The sequence below is a fragment of the Stenotrophomonas sp. CFBP8980 genome (genome assembly GCF_034046095.1).
Lineage (GTDB): Bacteria > Pseudomonadota > Gammaproteobacteria > Xanthomonadales > Xanthomonadaceae > Stenotrophomonas > Stenotrophomonas lacuserhaii.
On record NZ_JAXCXF010000003.1, the window covers coordinates 76626 to 94247 of the forward strand.

Annotated in this window: 15 protein-coding genes and 1 pseudogene; 12 read left to right on the forward strand and 4 right to left on the reverse strand. The window is 61.1% G+C overall.

All coding sequences use genetic code 11. From position 1 onward, the window contains the following. Positions 1-642 precede the first annotated feature (642 nt). Entirely contained in the window at positions 643-2667 is a 2025-nt protein-coding gene (locus SOM47_RS08805) for an MrcB family domain-containing protein (protein WP_320505357.1), read from the forward strand. An 82-nt stretch (positions 2668-2749) separates the two neighbouring features. Further along, positions 2750-3892: a 5-methylcytosine restriction system specificity protein McrC gene (locus tag SOM47_RS08810; RefSeq protein WP_320505358.1), complete on the forward strand. Its 1143-nt coding sequence runs from the start codon at positions 2750-2752 to the stop codon at positions 3890-3892. Between the two features lie 184 nt (positions 3893-4076). On the opposite strand, the pseudogene SOM47_RS17670 reads toward SOM47_RS08810, so the two are convergent. Next, positions 4077-5089 (reverse strand): annotated as a pseudogene (locus SOM47_RS17670) (IS30 family transposase). A 207-nt stretch (positions 5090-5296) separates the two neighbouring features. Here SOM47_RS17670 and SOM47_RS08820 point away from each other — a divergent pair. The 4 genes from SOM47_RS08820 (at position 5297) to SOM47_RS08835 (ending at position 7787) form a co-directional block, all read left to right on the forward strand. After that, on the forward strand, positions 5297-6100 hold the full coding sequence (locus tag SOM47_RS08820) for a hypothetical protein (RefSeq protein ID WP_320505359.1): 804 nt from the start codon (positions 5297-5299) through the stop codon (positions 6098-6100). Then, positions 6097-6420 carry a hypothetical protein gene (locus tag SOM47_RS08825; RefSeq protein ID WP_320505360.1) on the forward strand — a complete coding sequence of 108 codons (324 nt, stop codon included), beginning with the start codon at positions 6097-6099 and terminating at the stop codon, positions 6418-6420. Before SOM47_RS08820 ends, SOM47_RS08825 begins: the two co-directional genes overlap by 4 nt. A 299-nt stretch (positions 6421-6719) precedes the next feature. Then, the gene (locus tag SOM47_RS08830) at positions 6720-7184 is read left to right on the forward strand and encodes an XVIPCD domain-containing protein (RefSeq protein ID WP_320505361.1); all 465 of its coding nucleotides are present in this window, start codon (positions 6720-6722) and stop codon (positions 7182-7184) included. A gap of 450 nt (positions 7185-7634) precedes the next feature. Further along, entirely contained in the window at positions 7635-7787 is a 153-nt protein-coding gene (locus SOM47_RS08835; protein ID WP_320505362.1) for a hypothetical protein, read from the forward strand. A gap of 15 nt (positions 7788-7802) precedes the next feature. Here the strand turns inward: SOM47_RS08835 and SOM47_RS08840 are convergent, their stop codons facing one another. Further along, positions 7803-8096, reverse strand: a complete 294-nt coding sequence (locus tag SOM47_RS08840; RefSeq protein WP_320505363.1) for a helix-turn-helix domain-containing transcriptional regulator — start codon at positions 8094-8096, stop codon at positions 7803-7805. Next, entirely contained in the window at positions 8093-8509 is a 417-nt protein-coding gene (locus tag SOM47_RS08845) for a hypothetical protein (RefSeq protein WP_320505364.1), read from the reverse strand. The genes SOM47_RS08840 and SOM47_RS08845 overlap by 4 nt, the downstream gene beginning before the upstream one ends. Before the next feature lie 488 nt (positions 8510-8997). Here SOM47_RS08845 and SOM47_RS08850 point away from each other — a divergent pair, with 488 nt between their 5' ends. The 5 genes from SOM47_RS08850 to SOM47_RS08870 all read left to right on the forward strand — a co-directional run bounded on the left by SOM47_RS08850 (position 8998) and on the right by SOM47_RS08870 (position 15230). Further along, positions 8998-9453, forward strand: coding sequence for a hypothetical protein (locus SOM47_RS08850; protein ID WP_320505365.1), 456 nt, complete (start codon positions 8998-9000; stop codon positions 9451-9453). A gap of 70 nt (positions 9454-9523) precedes the next feature. Then, a complete protein-coding gene (locus tag SOM47_RS08855) occupies positions 9524-10057 on the forward strand; it encodes a hypothetical protein (RefSeq protein WP_320505366.1) in 534 nt (177 codons plus the stop codon). Next, complete coding sequence (locus SOM47_RS08860; protein ID WP_320505367.1) at positions 9975-10694, forward strand: hypothetical protein; 720 nt, start codon at positions 9975-9977, stop codon at positions 10692-10694. The genes SOM47_RS08855 and SOM47_RS08860 overlap by 83 nt, the downstream gene beginning before the upstream one ends. 191 nt (positions 10695-10885) lie before the next feature. Further along, a complete protein-coding gene (locus tag SOM47_RS08865) occupies positions 10886-11386 on the forward strand; it encodes a hypothetical protein (RefSeq protein WP_320505368.1) in 501 nt (166 codons plus the stop codon). Between the two features lie 10 nt (positions 11387-11396). After that, positions 11397-15230, forward strand: coding sequence for an XVIPCD domain-containing protein (locus SOM47_RS08870; RefSeq protein WP_320505369.1), 3834 nt, complete (start codon positions 11397-11399; stop codon positions 15228-15230). A 13-nt stretch (positions 15231-15243) separates the two neighbouring features. Here SOM47_RS08870 and SOM47_RS08875 read toward each other — a convergent pair whose 3' ends face one another. After that, positions 15244-16599, reverse strand: coding sequence for a DUF1963 domain-containing protein (locus SOM47_RS08875; protein WP_320505370.1), 1356 nt, complete (start codon positions 16597-16599; stop codon positions 15244-15246). Between the two features lie 377 nt (positions 16600-16976). Here SOM47_RS08875 and SOM47_RS08880 point away from each other — a divergent pair, with 377 nt between their 5' ends. Continuing rightward, positions 16977-17621 carry a hypothetical protein gene (locus SOM47_RS08880; protein WP_320505371.1) on the forward strand — a complete coding sequence of 215 codons (645 nt, stop codon included), beginning with the start codon at positions 16977-16979 and terminating at the stop codon, positions 17619-17621. The last annotated feature ends 1 nt before the right edge of the window (position 17622 follow it).

Below are 17622 nucleotides of genomic sequence, written 5' to 3' on the forward strand. Positions count from 1 at the left end.
GCCGAATAATGGTTCAGCTTCCGTGATGGCATTGACCTGCTCTACGAACCTGGGTTTGCCGGCGTCTGCGCCTTTGTCGGTATTTAAAAGACTTTACAAACGGCCACGCCGAATCACTGGCGCTTCTTAGTCATCAATGCCACGAAGTCCTTGCGTCGCTGCTGAATCGAGAGGATCAGCTCTCGTCCCTACCCATGAGAAGGGCAGTTTTTTCTTATGCGCGGAGTCCGGCTTGCCCGCGCCGTAACCTACTGCAGATCCTTCGGCTGGCGCCTGTACTGCTTGCCTGCGGCCTCGGGATCGGCCCGCGGGGCGTTCTCAATGCCGCGTTCGAAATCGACTGCGGAGCTCTGGAGCTCTGCTGGCATAAGGTAACTGGCGGCTCGCAGCGGCCAGCTCCTGTTTTGCCTTGGATGATCTCAAGGGTCAGCACGGACTGACAGTCCGCCGCTTGATCTCTTCTTCCATCACTTCGCTCATCAGTGTTTCCTTCCGAGAAAACTGCACCTGCGAGATCTCAGTTGTCCATGCACTCTGACCTTGCACCCGAGAGGTCATTGATGAAGGCTATGGCGTTCCGATACTGTTGTCGTAATTGGCCAGTTCTTTTCGCGGCCACCGGACAGTGGTTAGGAGCTTCATATGACAGATCAATTGCCAGGCGAAAAGGCCCAGGACCTGAGGGGAATGCTTAGCACGATTCTGCGCACGTACCAGCGGACGCGCTCCGAAGTCAGCTTTGGCGGAGAGAATGAAGTCTCAGAAGTCTTCCGGGAGCTGAGAGAGGCAATCGAGAGCGTTCCGACTGTTGCCGGCAACGAGTACCTAAAAGTGGTAGCGAGCTACGGCAAAGGCAACTGGGCAACAATCCCCTGGCTATCGATCCTGGATCGACGAGAGACCACCACCACCCAGCGTGGCGTCTATGTGGTCTACCTCTTCAGCGAGGCGGGGGACGGCGTCTACCTCACTCTCGCCCAGGGAATCACGGAGCTCGAGTCACTTCATCGCAAAGAAGCGGTTAGGAAGCTCAATGATCGTGCAGATCGCGTGCGGGCTCTTATTCCCAGCCTTGCTGGAGCCGGCTTCGACTTCCTCGCGGGCGTAGATCTCCGCTCCAAGGGCAGCAAGGCGCGTATGTATGAAGCGTCCACGATCGCATCCAAGTACTACGGTGTGGATGAACTCCCCTCCGATGAGTCACTGATCGCCGATCTTGACGCTGCTCTGCGGGCTTACGGCGCAGTCGTCGATGCTCACAATGGCCGCGTGGCGCCAGGGCTAGAAAGACGCGTCGCCCTCGTAGGGACATGGGGGACAGTCTCTCGGGACTTTAGCTCTGTACGAGAGGGCATAGACAGCCATGGTGGATGGGCGAGCGGCTGGACATTCAGGCTCCGAGAGGGCGTTCGTGACCAGCTGTCCAGAGGTTTCACGCTTTACATCAATGGCGGCAGGCGGCAGATCGTGGCTAGGGCGCGCGTGGGCGCCCTCCGCTGCGCGCCGTCAGCGGATGGAATCGCCAACCCATGGCCCTCGCTACCGGGGACCCGCGACGAAGGGAATCGATTTAACGATAGCGCCAACGGCGCTTACAAGACGTGGTTCAAAGTTGAGGCCATCGAGTTCATTGACCCCTTCCCGGTAGAAGAATTGGAATTGGTAGACGGGCTCTCTACATCATTGAGCGTGGTGAATCAAAATGCATTCGGCTACGTGTACGAGCGACTCGAAGACTCATGCCCCGGCGACGATGGCCGCCAAAATGCTGCCGGCGCTTACAGGTCGACAGTTTCAGCCGAGCCCGAACCGGATCTGGACATGTCATGGTTGGTGGCTGAGACGCTCCTCACCGAAGAAGCACTCGGCGGCATGACCGATTGCTTGCGTGGGAGTCAGCCACAGCTAATTCTGGCGGGCCCCCCTGGCACCAGTAAAACCTGGGTGGCCCAGAGACTTGCAACCTACCTAACCAACGGTCGTAGGGGTGCAGTGCGACTGGTGCAGTTCCATCCCAGCTACACCTACGAGGCATTCATAGAAGGTTTGCGCCCAATTGCAGGTCCTTCAGGCGTTTCGTTCGATGTGACGGCTGGCGTAGTCCTTCAGGTGGTGCGTGATATGCGCCAGGCGGGACATCTCAACGATCGAGACCACCCTTACGTCATCATCATGGATGAGGCAAATCGGGCAAATCTCCCTCGAGTGATGGGCGAGCTTCTCTATCTTCTTGAGTATCGGGATCAGGCAATCAGTCTGCAGCTCTCCGAGGAGTTCAAGCTGCCTTCCAACCTGCTGTTCATCGCAACGATGAACACCGCCGATCGCAGCATTCGCTCCATAGATGCGGCGATGAGGCGCCGTTTCGAGATTTTCGAGCTCGCTCCCGATGCGGATGTGTTGAAGCGCTACTACAACTCAAAAGGCCTACCCTCAGAAGCCGTAATTGAAGGGCTGTCCAGGCTCAATGGACATCTCACCAGGGACCTGGACCGACACCACACCATTGGCCATTCCTTCTTCATGCGCAACGACATGTCCCCAAAAGTTCTAAGGGAAGTCTGGATGCGGAAGCTGCTGCCCCTCATTGAGGAGTACTACTACGATCAGCCGGATGGCATGGGCTCCCTGAGCGTTAACCAGTTGTGGCCTGGCTATGGCGACTGAACTAGTTCTCGAGGAAAACCGAGAATGCTCCGTTCGCTTATCAGATCAGCAAGTTCAGGCGTTAGAGGAAGTTGGTCGTCGGATGGCCAGCCGACTAAAGTGGTGGGGCTCAAAATCCAAAACGTATACCGACGGTGGCGGTGACACGGAGCAACGAGCATCGGTGGTTAGTGTCGGATATCGGCCTGATGGAACACATTTAGTAAAATTTAGGAACACAGTGGGCGTAGTCCGCCTGGGCGACCTGCAGCTCCAGGTTGTGCCCAAGATCCCGTTGAGCCACTTCTGCCACCTTATGGGGAGGTCTGAGGTGGCGCCGAGAGTGGATGACTCGCCAACGCGCGTCGGCAGCTCGCAAGAGTTGCGTGAACTTGTTTGTAGATGGCTGCTGGCGGAAGCCGAGCGCGTGCTACGCCTTGGACTCCATAGGGATTACAGCGAGTACGAAGATGAGCTTTCTGAGGTGAGAGGCTCCGTGAAGCCTGTACCCACGGTACTCGCAAACCTCTCTGGTCGAGTATCGGTTCATTGCACCTATTCTGAGCTAGACGAAGACGCGGCGATCAATCGCCTGATTAAAGCGGGCTGTGCAGCGGTTGCTTCGGATCCGGCCATTGATATATTTCAGCGGCGGCGGGCGCGCCGTCTCGTAATGGCGATGGGTCCGGTGGGGAGCTTGGGTGAATCCGACTGGCGATTCCAAGCGACACGTCTGCATGCGCGCTACTCAAGGGTGCTGCCGCTTGCAAAGCTAGTTCTGGCGTCTCGAGGAGCATCCATGGAAGCGGGCGGTGTCGTGGGGACCTGCTTCCTGATACCAACGCCAGGCATAGTGGAGAGCGGATTGCGAAACATCCTGGCAAACGCGCTATCACCTATGGATGTGAGGAAGCGGGGGCTCCTGTTAGCGGAGGGTGGGATCACGCTCAATCCAGATCTCGTTGTCGACGGGGGCCGCATTGTAGGGGACGTCAAGTACAAGTACTTCGGCGGCGACTGGGACCGGGCGAGCTTTAATCAAATAGTGGCATTCGCATCTGGTTTTGAGGCAGAGCGGGGATTCATCGTCGGCTTTAGGCAAAGGGAGGATGGCTTGGTACCCTTGCCAGCCGCAGTCGGAAAGATTCGGGTAAGGAAGTTTGCTTGGGTGGCGTCACCTGGGACAGATCCTGTGCTGAGCGAAAGCATGATCGCTGAAGAGATCCGAGCTTGGATTGGCGTTTAAGCCCACGAGTTAAGCCGCTTCGCTTCGCACGCGCATATGCCGCTGACGTTTCTGCGCCACAGGAAATACGAGGCCTCGCAGAAGGCGTGCTGGTGTCACAGGTGCTTGATTGGCATGCCTGCCAACGCCGACTTAAAACTGACCCACCTTTCGGGAATTCGCCGAAGTAAAACTGACGACGGTCTCAAGAAGCAAGCGCAACACGTGATCTGAATTCAGCGATCTCTTTGTCCATCACTTCGGCGGGTGTCTTCCAGCCCAGCGTCTGGCGTGGCCGTGTGTTCATGAGCATCGCAACATGGTTGAGATATGCCTGGCTCGCGCTCGACAGATCGATGCCCTTGGGCAGGAACGCTGAAGCAACCCGTTGGTGATCTCGTTGCTGCCGTGTTGCCAGGGCGCGTGAGGATCAGCAAACCATACGTCGATATCCAGACAGCCCATCAACTCTGGGTAGCACGTCAGCTCCGTGCCTCGGTCCTAAGTCAAACTGGTGCGTACGGATTCGTGCGGCTTCTTCAGTTGGCGATTGAAGCCATCCAGCGCAGCCTCAGCTGTACCTCCACCCATCCTGCAGAGGATCACAAAACGCGTCTTTCTTTCAACCAGTGTCCCTACACAGGGGCGGTTGAGAGCCTCCTTTACCACATCGTCTTCCCAGGGCTAGGAACCAGTCATTGCTGCACTTCTTCCGGGCGATGCACGATACGCAACTGCTCAGGAACCCACGTCCGCTTGGCTGCCGTCGTACGGCGTAGACCCCGCGTCGGCTTGCTCTGCCGAAGTACTTCCACCAGCTCTTCATTCAGCCTTCCGCGAGGATGGGCATAGATGCTGGCGTAGATAGTCTCGTCGGTGACGCTGGCTGGATTCGTCCGGGTGCATATCGCGAACCCTGGCAGCAATCTGTTGGGGCGACCAGCGACACAGCACCAAGTGATCACGAACGAACTGAGACAGCTCGCTGTCCTCGATAAGCCTGCGACGCGGGACAGAGCGAAGTCGGCGCGTGCGATAGGCTCTGCCGGCGTCGGTGGCGCTATACGACGCCGCACCTTGTCGGGCCAGCTCGCTGCTCAGGGTCGAGGGACTGCGGCCCAAGCGCTTGGCGATGGATCGCATGCCCTTGCCATCCTGGATATCGATCTGGACTACGGCGCGTTCTTCCGCGCTTAGATGGTTGTAATGCTTGGACAGGCTGACACCCTACTAGTTAGTGGGTGTTGCACTTGGAAATTGAGTCTAAGGAGTGACTCAGAGGCGGGGTGATAATCTCGCACGCCGTTGACCGCAGCATTCACGCTATCGGCGCTGCGAGACGCCAGCGCCTCCGCAAGTCTCACTTGGTGCGACAAGATCGGGATAAGCTAATTCCTTACAAATTAATCATGGACGAAGAGCTAAGTGAAGACTGAATCCGCAGCAATTAAAGAATTAATTTCTATTTTCGAGTCTATGGCAGCACCCTCCACGAGGGTCAGCAAAGGAGTATTACGAGCCAAGATTGAAAAGTTTGAGCGTTGGTTATTCCGTATCTACGCGTCAATCACTTCAGCTTATATACCGCTTGCCCTGGTCGCGAAGTTGGGATCGTACGAGCAAGACCTTTATGAATGGATCTATTGGGGAGCTATCCTTTCGCTGATCTTCGGGGTCGCGTTGATCCTGGTCAGCATTTTTTCCACTTTAATCGAATTACGATCAGCGCGCGGTCGAGTGCATGGAGCAATATTTGACCGGATGCGGCGCGACTCTTTGGAGAACTGGCAGTCGATTTGCCAATTGAGAGCCTACCCACGCTACTTGGTCGAATTTGCATTCTCCCAATTCACCAGTCAGTGGGATGCAATGGGGGTACGTATAAGCCTCTTGGCCGGAGACTTCCTTCGACTGGGACTGATGCCCGCACTTGCGGCTAGTGCCAGCGCTGCATTTGCACTCTCCAAGCAGCATGCAAACGTTCTGTTCTGGGTTCCGGTGGGTTTGGTTGCACTTGCGTACATCATGGTCTTCTTCGCGCTTGCATCGCGGGAGCGGGTTCGGCATGCATCTGACACTATCGGTCATCTTGTTAAGAACTGGGATGCATACGAAAGCACCACTGCTAAGCGGGATTCAGAGGCTAGTTCAATCACGGCTGGAGTTTTTTTTGGCGCGCCAAAAACAGTCGCCACGGATATAAGCTGCGGCGACGTGAGAGTCGGTTGACGGCGCGCGATGGCCGCTCGTCGCTTGAGTTTGACAAGCTGACGGGGCACTCTCCTATCTACGGCTCCAACGCAACAGGCCCTATCGCGCATTATCGAATACAGGATCGCGTAGCACGTCAGTTTGTGGTGACCGGCAGCGATGAGCTGCACCAGGCGCTGGTTGCGATTCGAGCACGACGGGCAGGCGACGCGCTCGTACCGGACGCGCCCGAACTGCGTACCGCCATGCTCTCGCCCGATGAGCGCAAGTCCTACAAGCAGGCGCTGCGCCAGCTCCGTAGCATCCAGCTCCCACGCACCGCGGCAGGACGAAGCTGATGTGCCGCAGTGGTAGCAGATGTGAAGCGTTAGCCTTTTGCAGCTCCATCTGCGCAGACAGTTCAGCCGCTGACCGAACGGCCACGGCTTCAGCGCCCGCTGCTGCGCTGCCTAGGAAGCCAGAGAGCAAGCCGCAGGCTCCGCCGCCCGTGAAACGCGAGCAGCCATGCGCCGAGCCGGATGCGCGTGCAGGCGCGCCAGACGAGTCGAACCAGCAGTGAGTGCATTCGTCGAAGGCGACAACAGTAGCGACGCCCATTCCCGATTAGGCCGTTACGCTACGTCCGCCCTCATCACCGATGGAAGCTGACCATCCAGGCCATGCGCTCTACCAGAAGGTGCGCGACGGTGTGGCGGCACTTGATGCCCGGCACGGGCGCGAGTTCGATGAAACCAGCGAGCGCATGGGCGCCAGCCTTCTGGTGCTCGCCAAAGGCAGCGGACCCAAAGGGGTGGACCAAGTGCTGCTGAGCCAGGCTACGCCCGTCTCACACGCGATAAAGAAACTGTTCGTTGTCCAGGTCGAGCCGGAAACCCCAGCCCACCTTCGTACCGCGATGCCGACCGAACAGGCAGCGCAGGCACCGCTTGAGCAGCCTCTGCAGCTGTTCGAAGCGGTAAGATTCACAGGCACGTTTGATGGGGATGCGCTGAACCAGATGAGTCCTATGTTGGCCGCGGAAATGCCGCGACTGCACTATCTGGTCCCCAGCTGGTACCGATTCCCGATCAGTTTCGGCCGGCGCAGAAACCTGAGCCGCTGAAGAACGCGAATTTGTCAGCGCCCGTTGCTTGCCCACTTGGTACCCACCCCACACGGCCGCCATGCAAAGGCACGCGAAGATGATGCCCACCTGCCAGCGCGTATCACGCAGCCCGGAGGCGCCCAACAGAATCAGCGCGAAGCCAATGAAACTCACGTGGTACGCGATGGCCAGGACCAGGAAAAGCAGGCCGAAGAGCAGTAGGACAAGGCTCAAATTGCTAGGACGGTTTGATGTTCCCAGCATGATGTTCTTCCTTGGAATCACTGGCGGTGTAGAAGCTGTGCGATCGGTTGGTAGCGGACGCAGTAGCAACGGCGCGACTCTACGTACCCCTGCCTTGGGCCTTCTGCGACATTACCGCGTGCCGACCCGGCGCGCACCCGACACCCATCTTCTTTGTGTCCGTCAGGCCCGCCCCCACGACCACCAGTCCAGCCTCGACAGCTCATGATCGTCGGCAAAGGCCATCGCACCGCCGGCGGCCGGCAAGTCAGCGTAACGCTGCAATACCTCCGTATCCGCGCCGATGTCTACGTGATCGACGGCGAAGTAACGGCGCAGCGTTGCATCAAACGCCGCCAGCCATGCAGGATCGATTGAATGCAGCCTTTCCAATCAAATCACCTCTATCCGCAACCGGATACCCAGCGCCCGCATCGCGCCCAGCACGCTGTCCAGGTATAGCGGCCGGTTACCGCTCAACTGCCGGCGCATGACCTCGATGCCGTGCCCGCATTCGCGCGCGATATGGCTCATGCCGTGCAGTTCGGACACCAGCAGCAGGGAGCGCGCGAACGTGGTTTCATCGTAGTTGGCCATGTTCAAGCGGGCATCCAGGTACTCGGCCATCTCGGCTGCACGCAGGTTGCTGACGCGCGCATTGGCGAAGTAGCCGCCCGGCCCGCTCAAGACCCGCTCCACATGGCATCCGCCGATGACCGCACCAGTTCCCGTCCGGTGATGATCAGCCGTTCGACGAGGTATTCGCCGAAGCCATTATCGGGCTGGCCCTGCTGCCGGCCTACATGCACCGAGTGCAGCACTTCGAAGATCGAGGCCAGCGCCTGCAGGGTGCGGATCGGCACGGCGACATCGGCTGTGCGCTGAGGCTCCCGGCGGCAACCGCTGTCCTCTTTCGGTGCATCCGCTGCCGCGTCCGGCACCACGCGGAGGTGCATTACGCGATGCTCGTTGGTGCGTGAGGTTTCAAAAGCTTCGAGCCTCCGCTCAAGGCGTTCGATGAAGTAGGGCGGGAAGTCGATCATCCGATCGCCCATCAGGGCATACAGGCGCTTTGCGCTAAGAGGGTAGTGCGAATCCATCGGCGTACCTCACAAGGCTGGAGGCCACCTGCGCCGAAGCGTCAGGTGGCGGGCGATGCGGGTTGGCATACCGGGTGACTGAACAAAAATTGCCGGCGGATCAGGGATCCCCACGCACCGCCCACCGTATGACCGGTGCACGATGCAGTGCATTCTCCGCCGTGCCCAGAGGGCAAAACAGAGCAAAATATTCAGTCACAAACAGGATGCCAATCCCGGCTGACGCTCTTCGTCGCCAGCGCGTCCATACCATCAGCCATAGGCCATTGCGTACATGGGCGAGTATGCAAAAGTGACACGGCATCGACCCGCCACAAGCCACGCCCGCGTATTGCGAACCTGCCACCGGCACGGGCGCCACGCGCCCACTGCGAGGGCTTGAAGCGACCGTGAGGGCGGCCAGCCGCGACACGCGGCCTCACATTATTTTTGCAACTCATTCCCCAGCCGTTGCTAAGTTCGCCCCATAGCCACCCAAGGAACCTGCGATGACCCGGACGTCCCCCATTTCCTTGCTCGCCCTCTGCCTCAGCCCTGCCTTGGCCTTTGCCCAGGCCGATCGCGAGGTCGCCGCAAACATGGTCACCCGCGCGGCCAACGTCTGCCCCGGCCACAGCGCCGAGCGCACCACGCCGACAGTGAACAAGGTGCCGGTTGGCGCACTGCGCGTCATGATCGACCGCGGCCTGGTGATGTGCCCGGACCGCCGCCTGGATGCCTCCGCCCCGGCCGTGTTCTATGGCCGCGTGGGCGTGTTCGCCTGGAACCCGGACGCCGCTGACGCACCGGCGGTGATCATCAGCAAGATCAGTGAGATGACGCGTAAGGACGACTACCCGGTCGAGACGCTGGTTTGGGACGTCAAGGGCAATGCATTGACCCAGCAGACCGTGCCTGCGTTTGAGGCGCGCCCGGGCGCGGCGGTGCTTTACAAGCTGCGTTGAGGTGGGGAGAGTTGAGCGGCCGCTCTGAGTGGCATGGCTCAACGGGTATAACTCTATTCAAGGAGGAAGCATGCCACTTGATTTCCAGTCACGCTTGGGCGCTGCCTACGATGCCGCCAGTGGCATCACGATCCCGGAGCCACGCACCCTTCCCATGACGATGTCGGATGGCAGCCCGGGAACGGAGTACCAGTACGCGTTCTATCAGAACGGTCGACGGATTGGCGGCTTGGGGGTGTGGGGACACAACACGACGATCAACCTTGGGGGGCATGACGTGAAGCTGCTGGGTCTTGAGCTTTTTAATAGCCAGATGATCTTTTCGATGCTGAAGCCGAGAGCTTCGATAGAAGATCCGGAAGATCACCTCAGATTCCTGTTTGGCATGGCGCGAGGGCTGGTGAAGGCCCACACCGGTAAGCCAAAAAATGCATGCGATCTGCGCTACGTGGCACTGACAACTGTCGATACTCTGATCCAGTCAGGGTTCGTAGTTCCTGATCCTGAGGTGATCTCCCCCAATGGCAATCTGGTCTTGGCTGAAGAAACAATTCTCTCCAGTGCCGGCCGAGACGGTTCGTGCGGCCAACCTCACGTTCAGTGACTACGCGCGCGCGACGCTGGAGGGCGCGTATAACGTCAGTGACCAAAGCGCTTTGTCGAGCGAGCAGGTTGAGCGGACGACTCAGTACCTGACCTCGCCGGGCTCAGGGCCTGCTCCCGGTGCGAGCTTCGCCACGTATGTCGTGGAAAAGCTGAAGGCGCACCCAGCCAAGCTCCCCGATGGCATGCACTACATCAGCTTTTCCGGCATCGATGGCATGGGCATGAGCAACTATATGAGCGCGCTGGCGTACCTGGAAGATGCACCAGGGGCTTACGGCACGATGTGTGACACGCCCTGGGGAATGTTCATCGAAGACCTGCGTATCAATGCGGACCAGCATCCTGATTTTCTGCTGATGGTGCAGGCTCTTGAAGCCTTCATGGAAGAGCAGGGCATCGCGCCCTTCCATGAAAAGTACGCCGGTGCGCTCCATGACATGATGTGGAACGCCGGGTGTGCGGAGTACATCACCAACGCCGTTGCTGCTGGGGGATCACTGCTGGCATTGGTTGAGAACGCTCCGCGTGACGGCAGCTTCAACAGGTTTGAGCTGGCTACCCTGCTGACGCTTCCGAACGGAGTCATCAATGGGTATCCGGTGAGTGCGCTGTTGCGCAGTTCAAGCGGCGGCTAGTTGGTATGGCGGACCGGACATCTCTCTGCGTGCGTCGCGGAGATATCAGGAGCTATGCGGGAGTCCTCCGAGATTCCGAAGAGGATTCAATAGAGGGTCAAAATGCGCTTCAGACAAATGCCCCGTTTCAGCAGAGCGTAAGATAGTATTAGTTGAGATTAGCATTGCATAGAATCTTCTGAGGTACAGGCATGGCGGTCAACTTTGTCATTCGAGAGTATTCGGCGTTCGATGAGGAAAGTGGGATCTCTATCCTGCGTCCCAGGATGCTTCCTTGTGAGCAGCCGGAGGGCGTCGGTTCCATCGAGTACCAGTATGAGTTAAGTCGCCAGGGCGACCTGGTTGGCGGACTGGGTCTTCTAGGTGATGAACATGTGGACCGAACCTCCGGGCACCCCGTCTGGACCTATACATTGAACTTGACGCTGGGGCGGGTGGTGCGTGACATACTCCGGCTGAAGCCAATATTCGGAAGCGAAGAGGCGGATCCCGTTTTCTTGGAAAGTATCGCTCGTGGGCTTGTGATGTCTTTTGCAGGGCAGACTACCAATTCAGAAGACCTGCGGTATGTGGCACTTACGAGGCGCGAAACCCTGATCGAGGAGGGGTTGGTTGATCGCCTGGGCAATGCCTTGCCATACGAGGATGAGGTAATACTTGCCGATGTCTTAGTCCCGGCGCGTATAGCCTGAGGATAAACGGATGGCTGATTTCAAATTTGCCGACTTTGCTCAGACGACATTGCGTGGCGCCAAGGATACGGCTGACAGATCGTCCATTTCAGTAGAGAAGATGGAGAGGGTAGTCAACTATCTTCAGTCCCCAGGGTCCGGTCCGGATGCAACCACGAGCTACGCAGAATTCCTGGAAGCGAAGTTGCGCCTCCATCCCCCGGAGCTTGCAGCCGGAGTCGATTACCTCGCTTTCTCGGGAGTCGATAGCTCGGCTGTAGGGAACTACCAGAATGCGCTGGACTACAAGAGGGATGTGGGTCCAACGGCTGGGATAATAGGTGACACGCGATGGGGGAAGTACATACGGGAGGTGTTTGAGTCGCCTTCGCAGCATCCGGAATTCTCAGTGATGCAGCACAAACTCGAGCGCTTCATGACCTCTCAGGGAGTAGAGCCTTTTGGCAGAGACCATGCCGGCGCCCTTCGAGACATGATGTGGAACGCCGGTAGCTCAAAGTACTTCGAGAACGCCATCGCCACCGGCAAGCCCCTGCTTGCCTTCGTCGAAAATGCACCACCCAATCGCGGCTTCAGCAACTTCGAACTCGGCACCGCACTCGAGCACCCGGACGTACGCATCAACGGCTACCCGGTAAGTGCCTTCGGCCCCGATCCACTTGCCTTCGTCAGCGCATCCGCTGCGGAGTACCAGGCCTTGGAGCGCACCATCGCGCAGCAGGCCACCATCAATAGCGGCCACGCCGTCGACGTGGCGCACGTGCGCCGGCACCTCACGCCGATCGAAGGCTGGGATGCGGTAAACAAAACGCTCTTCAGCCGGCCCGTGGATGAGTTCCATGCCTTGAACCTGGCCGACATGACGCGCGTGCGCGCGGAGTGGGTCGCTGCGCGTCCGCAATTTGGGTCAGGCCCACGCCTGTATGCCGATGTGGCGGAAATGACGCCCCACGCACCCGGGCAACCTGGCGCGCCGCGTGGTCCACCGGGGGCCGCTGCCGCAGCCGAGATGGCAGGCGACGCCGCACACGGTGCGCGCGTCAGCCCGGGAATGAAGGCCGCAGGCGTGGCCGGTGTTGCGCTGCTGGCGCACGACTTCGCCACGTCGGGCCACAAGTGGGTGGAGTTGAACGCGCAGGGCAATGCGGCGGGCGCCGATTCCACCGCTGCGCACTTCATGGGCCGCAACGTGGGCGGCGCGCTGGGCGGCTTCGTTGCTGGGGCCGGCGTTGGGCTCGCCACGGGTTCGTGGACAGGGCCGGGCGCGCTGGCCACGGGCATCGGCGGGGGCGCGGTCGGCGCCTACCTTGGTGAGCGCTGGGCCGATCAGAAAGACATCGAACGCATCTACACCCAGGTCGACCCGATGGGCCGCACGTGGACGCGGGACCCGGCCGATGCCGAGGGCCGCTGGCTGCGTGGCGCGCACCAGCAACAGGTGCAGAGCAGTGATACCGGCAGCGGGGTAGAGGTGCGCCCGGTGCAGGATGCGCAGGGGCAGGACGTCACCTTCCGCGCCGCCTACGTGGCATCAGGCACGCTGGAACGCCAGTTGAACTGGCAGGCAGCGCGGGCCTCGTACGAGCTGGGGCTGGCCAATCCGCCGACGCCGCAGGATCCTTATCGGCTCAGCGCCAGCGGCGTGGACCAGCCGCCGCGTGCCCCCTTCGAGAGTGGCCGGGAGTTCGTCCGCGATCCGCAATCGCGCGAATGGCAGCTTGAGATCAGAGAGACGCTGGACGGCCGCGTACCGGTGACACGGCACGACGCGGTCTCGCCCGAGCGCGCGCTCGCGCTGGATGAGCAATCGCGGACGGTGATCGCCCAGAACGCTGCCAATACGCCCGCTGCGATGGCCGCGCGCTACATGGTGGCGCATGCCCAAGGGCGCTGGAGCGACTTCGGCGGTGCGGACAACCCGTCCATTCCACAGGCGGTCCAACAGGCCCGCGACAACGCCAATACGCTCAGGGCCAGCGATGGCAATGACTACACCCGCCAGGCGGACGGCAGGTGGATCAGCGAAGGCCTGATCTTCGACAGTACGGCCAATCGCAACATGACCGAGCAGCTGGACGTCACCTGGCGCAGCCAGAACGCCGGTGTCGCGGAAATGACCGCGATGGCCGACGGGATCCGGTCCAACCTGGAAGTGGCACCGGAGGGCATCCGCGGGCAGGTAACAGCGCTGTATCAGAAGCATGGTATCGAACGCAGTGAGGCCGAGCTGAGTGCCACATCGGCTGCCGTGGAGCAGAGCCTGGCCAGCAACGGCCGGCCGCCCGACGTGGTGCTGGAACTGATGCCAGATCCGCGTACGCACGCGCCGGGTGCGGAAAGCGCGATTGCCGCCTTCAGCGATGCGGGCGGCAACCGGATGGTGCTTACCGCGACTACCACGGTTGAAGACATTGCCCGGGTCCAGTCCACCCAGCAGCAGGCATCCGTGGTGCCTGCGCGGGCGGACGGAGGCGTTCCCACGCTGGACACGGTGAGCGTGCGCCCGGAGCAACAGGCGCCCGTCCCGGACACGCCAGAGCTGCGCATCGAAGCGCTGTCGCCGAAGGAGCAGGACGCGCATCGCCAGGCGCTTCATGAGGCGAACCGCCAGGGCGCTACGACGGCCGATGCACAACAGGCGGCAGCCGTGGCGGCGCTGATGGCCCATGGTGCGCAGCCAGACCCGGTGCGCACGCCTACGGTGGAAACGGACGTGCAGCGCGAGCGCGAGGTAGGCCGCACTGCGGCGCCGGGGCCGGCCGTGCATCAGCCTTCCATGGCATCGGCGCAGGCTGCGGAGATGGCTGCGGCCAGTGCAGTTGCGGCATCAGTGCCGCCGGTGGAGCCTGCGGCTGTACCGAAGGAGGCCCAGACGCAAACGCAAACGCAGACGCAGACACCAGCAGAGCCGCAGCGTGCCGCGGCATCAGCCGCCGAAGCAGACCGTGCAGAGCGTCAGCGCCAGGATGAGCAGCCTGCCCAAGGGTACGAGGAGGCGGACAGGGAGCGCGCGTCCGTGCAAGCCGAGAACGTGCCTGCCGCGGTGCCCGATACGTCAGCGCAGGTGGCTCAGTCCGAGGGTGAGCAGCAGCGCTCAAGGCCGTCGGCGGAGGCACCCATGGCGGGCGCCCGGGATGCTGTGCCGATTCCTGAAGTGACGCAGCCGGATGCCACTGACCGCGTGCCGCTGATTGCCTTGCAGGAAGGGCAGCGAGCCGAGCGTACGCCGTCTGCTGAGCAGGCCACGCATGGCGCTACGGCGCCAAGGGAAGACATTGCTGCATGGGCGCAAGCCACCCTGGCCGAGACGTCAAATCCTGCCTCGCGTTCTGCTCACGCAGCGGTTACGCAGGAGTCCGCTGCCCAAGCTTATGCGCCGCGGCACGACGCCGCACCTGTCCAGCCGCAGGATCCCACGCACTCAGGCCATCCCGACTTCCCGCTGTACCAGCAAGTTCGCCAAGGCGTGGCTGCTCTGGACGCTAAACACGGGCGCGAATTCGACGCCACCAGTGAGCGTATGACGGCGAGTCTTCTGGTGTTGGCCAAGGAGAATGGTCTGGAGCGCGTGGACCATGTGTTGCTGAGTCAGGCCACACCCGACGCGTATGCCGGCAAGAATCTGTTCGTGGTGCAGGGCAGCGCAGACGACCCCGCGCACCTGCGCGCGGGAATGCCCACCGAACAGGCCGCGCAGACGCAGGTACAGGAGTCGCTGCAGCAGTTCGAGGTGGCAAGCCAAGCGCAGGCGCAGAGGGCGCTCGAGCAGCAGCAAGGCCTGCAGGAACAGCAGGGCCAGGCGCAGCAGGAAGACGCGCAGGCACGTGCGATGGGGATGCGCTAGGGAGCGTTTTAGATCAGAGCGACTCCACCACGCCTTCCACCCGATCGAATCGTCTCTCCGCCAGGTCGCTGCGGCGGATCCAGAACGTCGCCTGCCCGCAGTCGCCCAGCTTGAGATCAATCGCGTCGTCGTTGGCTAGCTGCAGCAGGCACACCGGATCCTCCTCGATCATCGCGCCGGTATTCTGCAGCAGCACCGCATGCCCCAGCATCTGGTGAATCACGGCCCGGCTTCGTGAGCCATAGCCTGCGGCGCAATGGCGGGAATCTTCTTCGAAGGGCAGGTGATTCGATTCCATTGCCTGGTAAAGCTCTCGCGGAACCCGCTGGGCAACGTCGGTTGATCCGCCTGCGAGTGCCACGATCGACAGCGCGCCCCGGGTGAAGGCAGACGCGATGATATTGCCCGTCACGGAGCCCTCGCCGTGCTCCCCAGCCAGGCCCACGATCCATTCCCGGAACGCCAGCGCGTCGTCTGCAGGGCAAGCCTGGTCCGGTCCTATCTGCCTGCCGCGTTGCACCCATTGCAGGGCATCGCGCACCAGCGCATCGCTATCCTCGAGACACGCGCAGCGACACGCCAGCGTGCGCGCGATGTCTTCCATCATGATCCCGGCGTACGGGAAATCCTTCTGCATGCGAAGCCAGGCCACGGGAAAGTTCCACGGCATGGGCGCGGGGCGTTCCCACGGCTTGGCGGATTGAGCGCCGGGTACCTGGCTGATTGCCGCAGCAGCGGCGCCCAGCCGGAGCGCGCTGACCCTGCGACTGTACGCGTCGTAGTCCGGATCGGCGTCGCCTTCCGGAATCATGTCCCACTCCGGCCAGGTGTCCAGCCGATGCGCGACGAGTGGCCATTCGGTATGCAGGCGCGGCCCGTCCTCGCCTGCCAGTTGCGGCCGGGGAAAGGTCGAAGACCGGTCGCTCGCTACGGCCGACAGGATCGGTTGCAGTGCTGCTGGGGGATCGGTTGGCGGGGTATCGGCCGGCACGTCTTCCGCATAGAGCACGCGCACGCGGGTGCCAGGTTCGTCGTCGTCCCAGATCTGCTCCTCTGCGTTGACGGCGAAGAAGAACAGCATCCCTTTACCCGGCATTGCATCATCCACGCGCGGCAGTTCAGAGCAGTCGATCTGCGCAAGGAAATGCATGGGCGTTTCCTCGCCATGATGCATGCCCAATGGCCAGTCCAGCGTTGCCGGCAACTGTGGCTTCCCGCCCAATCGGCTTCGCACGTTGGGGAAGGCGCCCGGAGGGTAGGGACGCTGCAGCAGGATGCCGGGAGCGCGTTGGCTGGCAAGCAGGGTATCCAGCGCTTCCTCACCGGGGAAGTCGCGTGTGTCTGCGTCAAAGGGTGAGATCGTGCTCATTAAACAGCCTCTTGGCGTTTTCTTGCGAACATTCCGTTTGAACGTGGGCAGCCCCGCGTGCACAGGCGGGACGTTGCTTCATCAACTCCCACTGGGACAACTACGGCCACCGGCGTGACCAGAAGTGCAATGCGCCGACCGCCTTCGAACAGGTTGAACTTCATGCCATTCCTTGGATGAGGAGCCTGTAGAGATCCTAGCATCGGGGGCTTTACGGTGTTCCTTGTCCCGCCCCCGGCCGAGTCGGTGCTGATCTGTAGTGGTAGGGGTTGAGACGTTCATCACTTGGCGCTGAGGCGCTTCGCTTATGCTCCCCACAGCAAGGGAATCCGACCGTCCGCCAGCCCGTGCGGGCACGCCTCGAACAGGGATGCATCATGCTGAAACCGACACCAGGACGTCTTCGAAATGCCGCGCTGGCTGTCGCATTCGCGGCGCTTGCTGGCTGCAATGGTCCGACGCCTGCGCCGCCGCCCGTGGCGCCTCTTGATGCCGCACAGGCTGCCGCACGTACGCAGGTGCCGCTGACGCGACCAGTGGCGCTGGATAAGCCGGGTGTGATCGCGGATCTGGAGTTTGAGCTGCCGCCGCCTGGGGAGCTCGCTTGGTCGTCTTTGATCATCGGGGTCCGCATCGAGGGGACGGAGGTGAAATCCTTCATTGCCCACTCCGACCTGATCGTCCGCGGCGGCCTACCGGCTCGGGTCCATCTCCAACGCATCGAGGGTGAGGAGCGGGTTGATGTACCGCTGATCCGGATTGCACCTGACCTGAAGGAGCGCATTCCCCTTGGCGAGGACGGATTCACGCCGGGCGTCAGGGCAGCGGGCCTGGACGGCACGATGCTGTACGAGGCAGGTTTGGAGCGACCGGATGTCCTCTATGACGTCCTGTCTTTTGCCCGAGCCTCGGCGCCTGCGCCTGGTAGGTATCACCTGAGCTTGGAACTTCTGGAGCCGCGGCCCCTGCTGCAGGGACGACCGGCGGAACTGATCATCGGCTACAACGCAAGAGCGAAGTAAG

Excerpts from the sequence above, each read along its gene's own strand:
- SOM47_RS08805 (WP_320505357.1), top strand. The coding sequence starts at position 643 with ATGACAGATCAATTGCCAGGCGAAAAGGCCCAGGACCTGAGGGGAATG.
- SOM47_RS08810 (WP_320505358.1), top strand. The coding sequence starts at position 2,750 with ATGGCCAGCCGACTAAAGTGGTGGGGCTCAAAATCCAAAACGTATACC.
- SOM47_RS08830 (WP_320505361.1), top strand. The coding sequence starts at position 6,720 with ATGGAAGCTGACCATCCAGGCCATGCGCTCTACCAGAAGGTGCGCGAC.
- SOM47_RS08835 (WP_320505362.1), top strand. The coding sequence starts at position 7,635 with ATGATCGTCGGCAAAGGCCATCGCACCGCCGGCGGCCGGCAAGTCAGC.
- SOM47_RS08845 (WP_320505364.1), bottom strand. The coding sequence starts at position 8,509 with ATGGATTCGCACTACCCTCTTAGCGCAAAGCGCCTGTATGCCCTGATG.
- SOM47_RS08850 (WP_320505365.1), top strand. The coding sequence starts at position 8,998 with ATGACCCGGACGTCCCCCATTTCCTTGCTCGCCCTCTGCCTCAGCCCT.
- SOM47_RS08855 (WP_320505366.1), top strand. The coding sequence starts at position 9,524 with ATGCCACTTGATTTCCAGTCACGCTTGGGCGCTGCCTACGATGCCGCC.
- SOM47_RS08860 (WP_320505367.1), top strand. The coding sequence starts at position 9,975 with ATGGCAATCTGGTCTTGGCTGAAGAAACAATTCTCTCCAGTGCCGGCC.
- SOM47_RS08865 (WP_320505368.1), top strand. The coding sequence starts at position 10,886 with ATGGCGGTCAACTTTGTCATTCGAGAGTATTCGGCGTTCGATGAGGAA.
- SOM47_RS08870 (WP_320505369.1), top strand. The coding sequence starts at position 11,397 with ATGGCTGATTTCAAATTTGCCGACTTTGCTCAGACGACATTGCGTGGC.
- SOM47_RS08875 (WP_320505370.1), bottom strand. The coding sequence starts at position 16,599 with ATGAGCACGATCTCACCCTTTGACGCAGACACACGCGACTTCCCCGGT.
- SOM47_RS08880 (WP_320505371.1), top strand. The coding sequence starts at position 16,977 with ATGCTGAAACCGACACCAGGACGTCTTCGAAATGCCGCGCTGGCTGTC.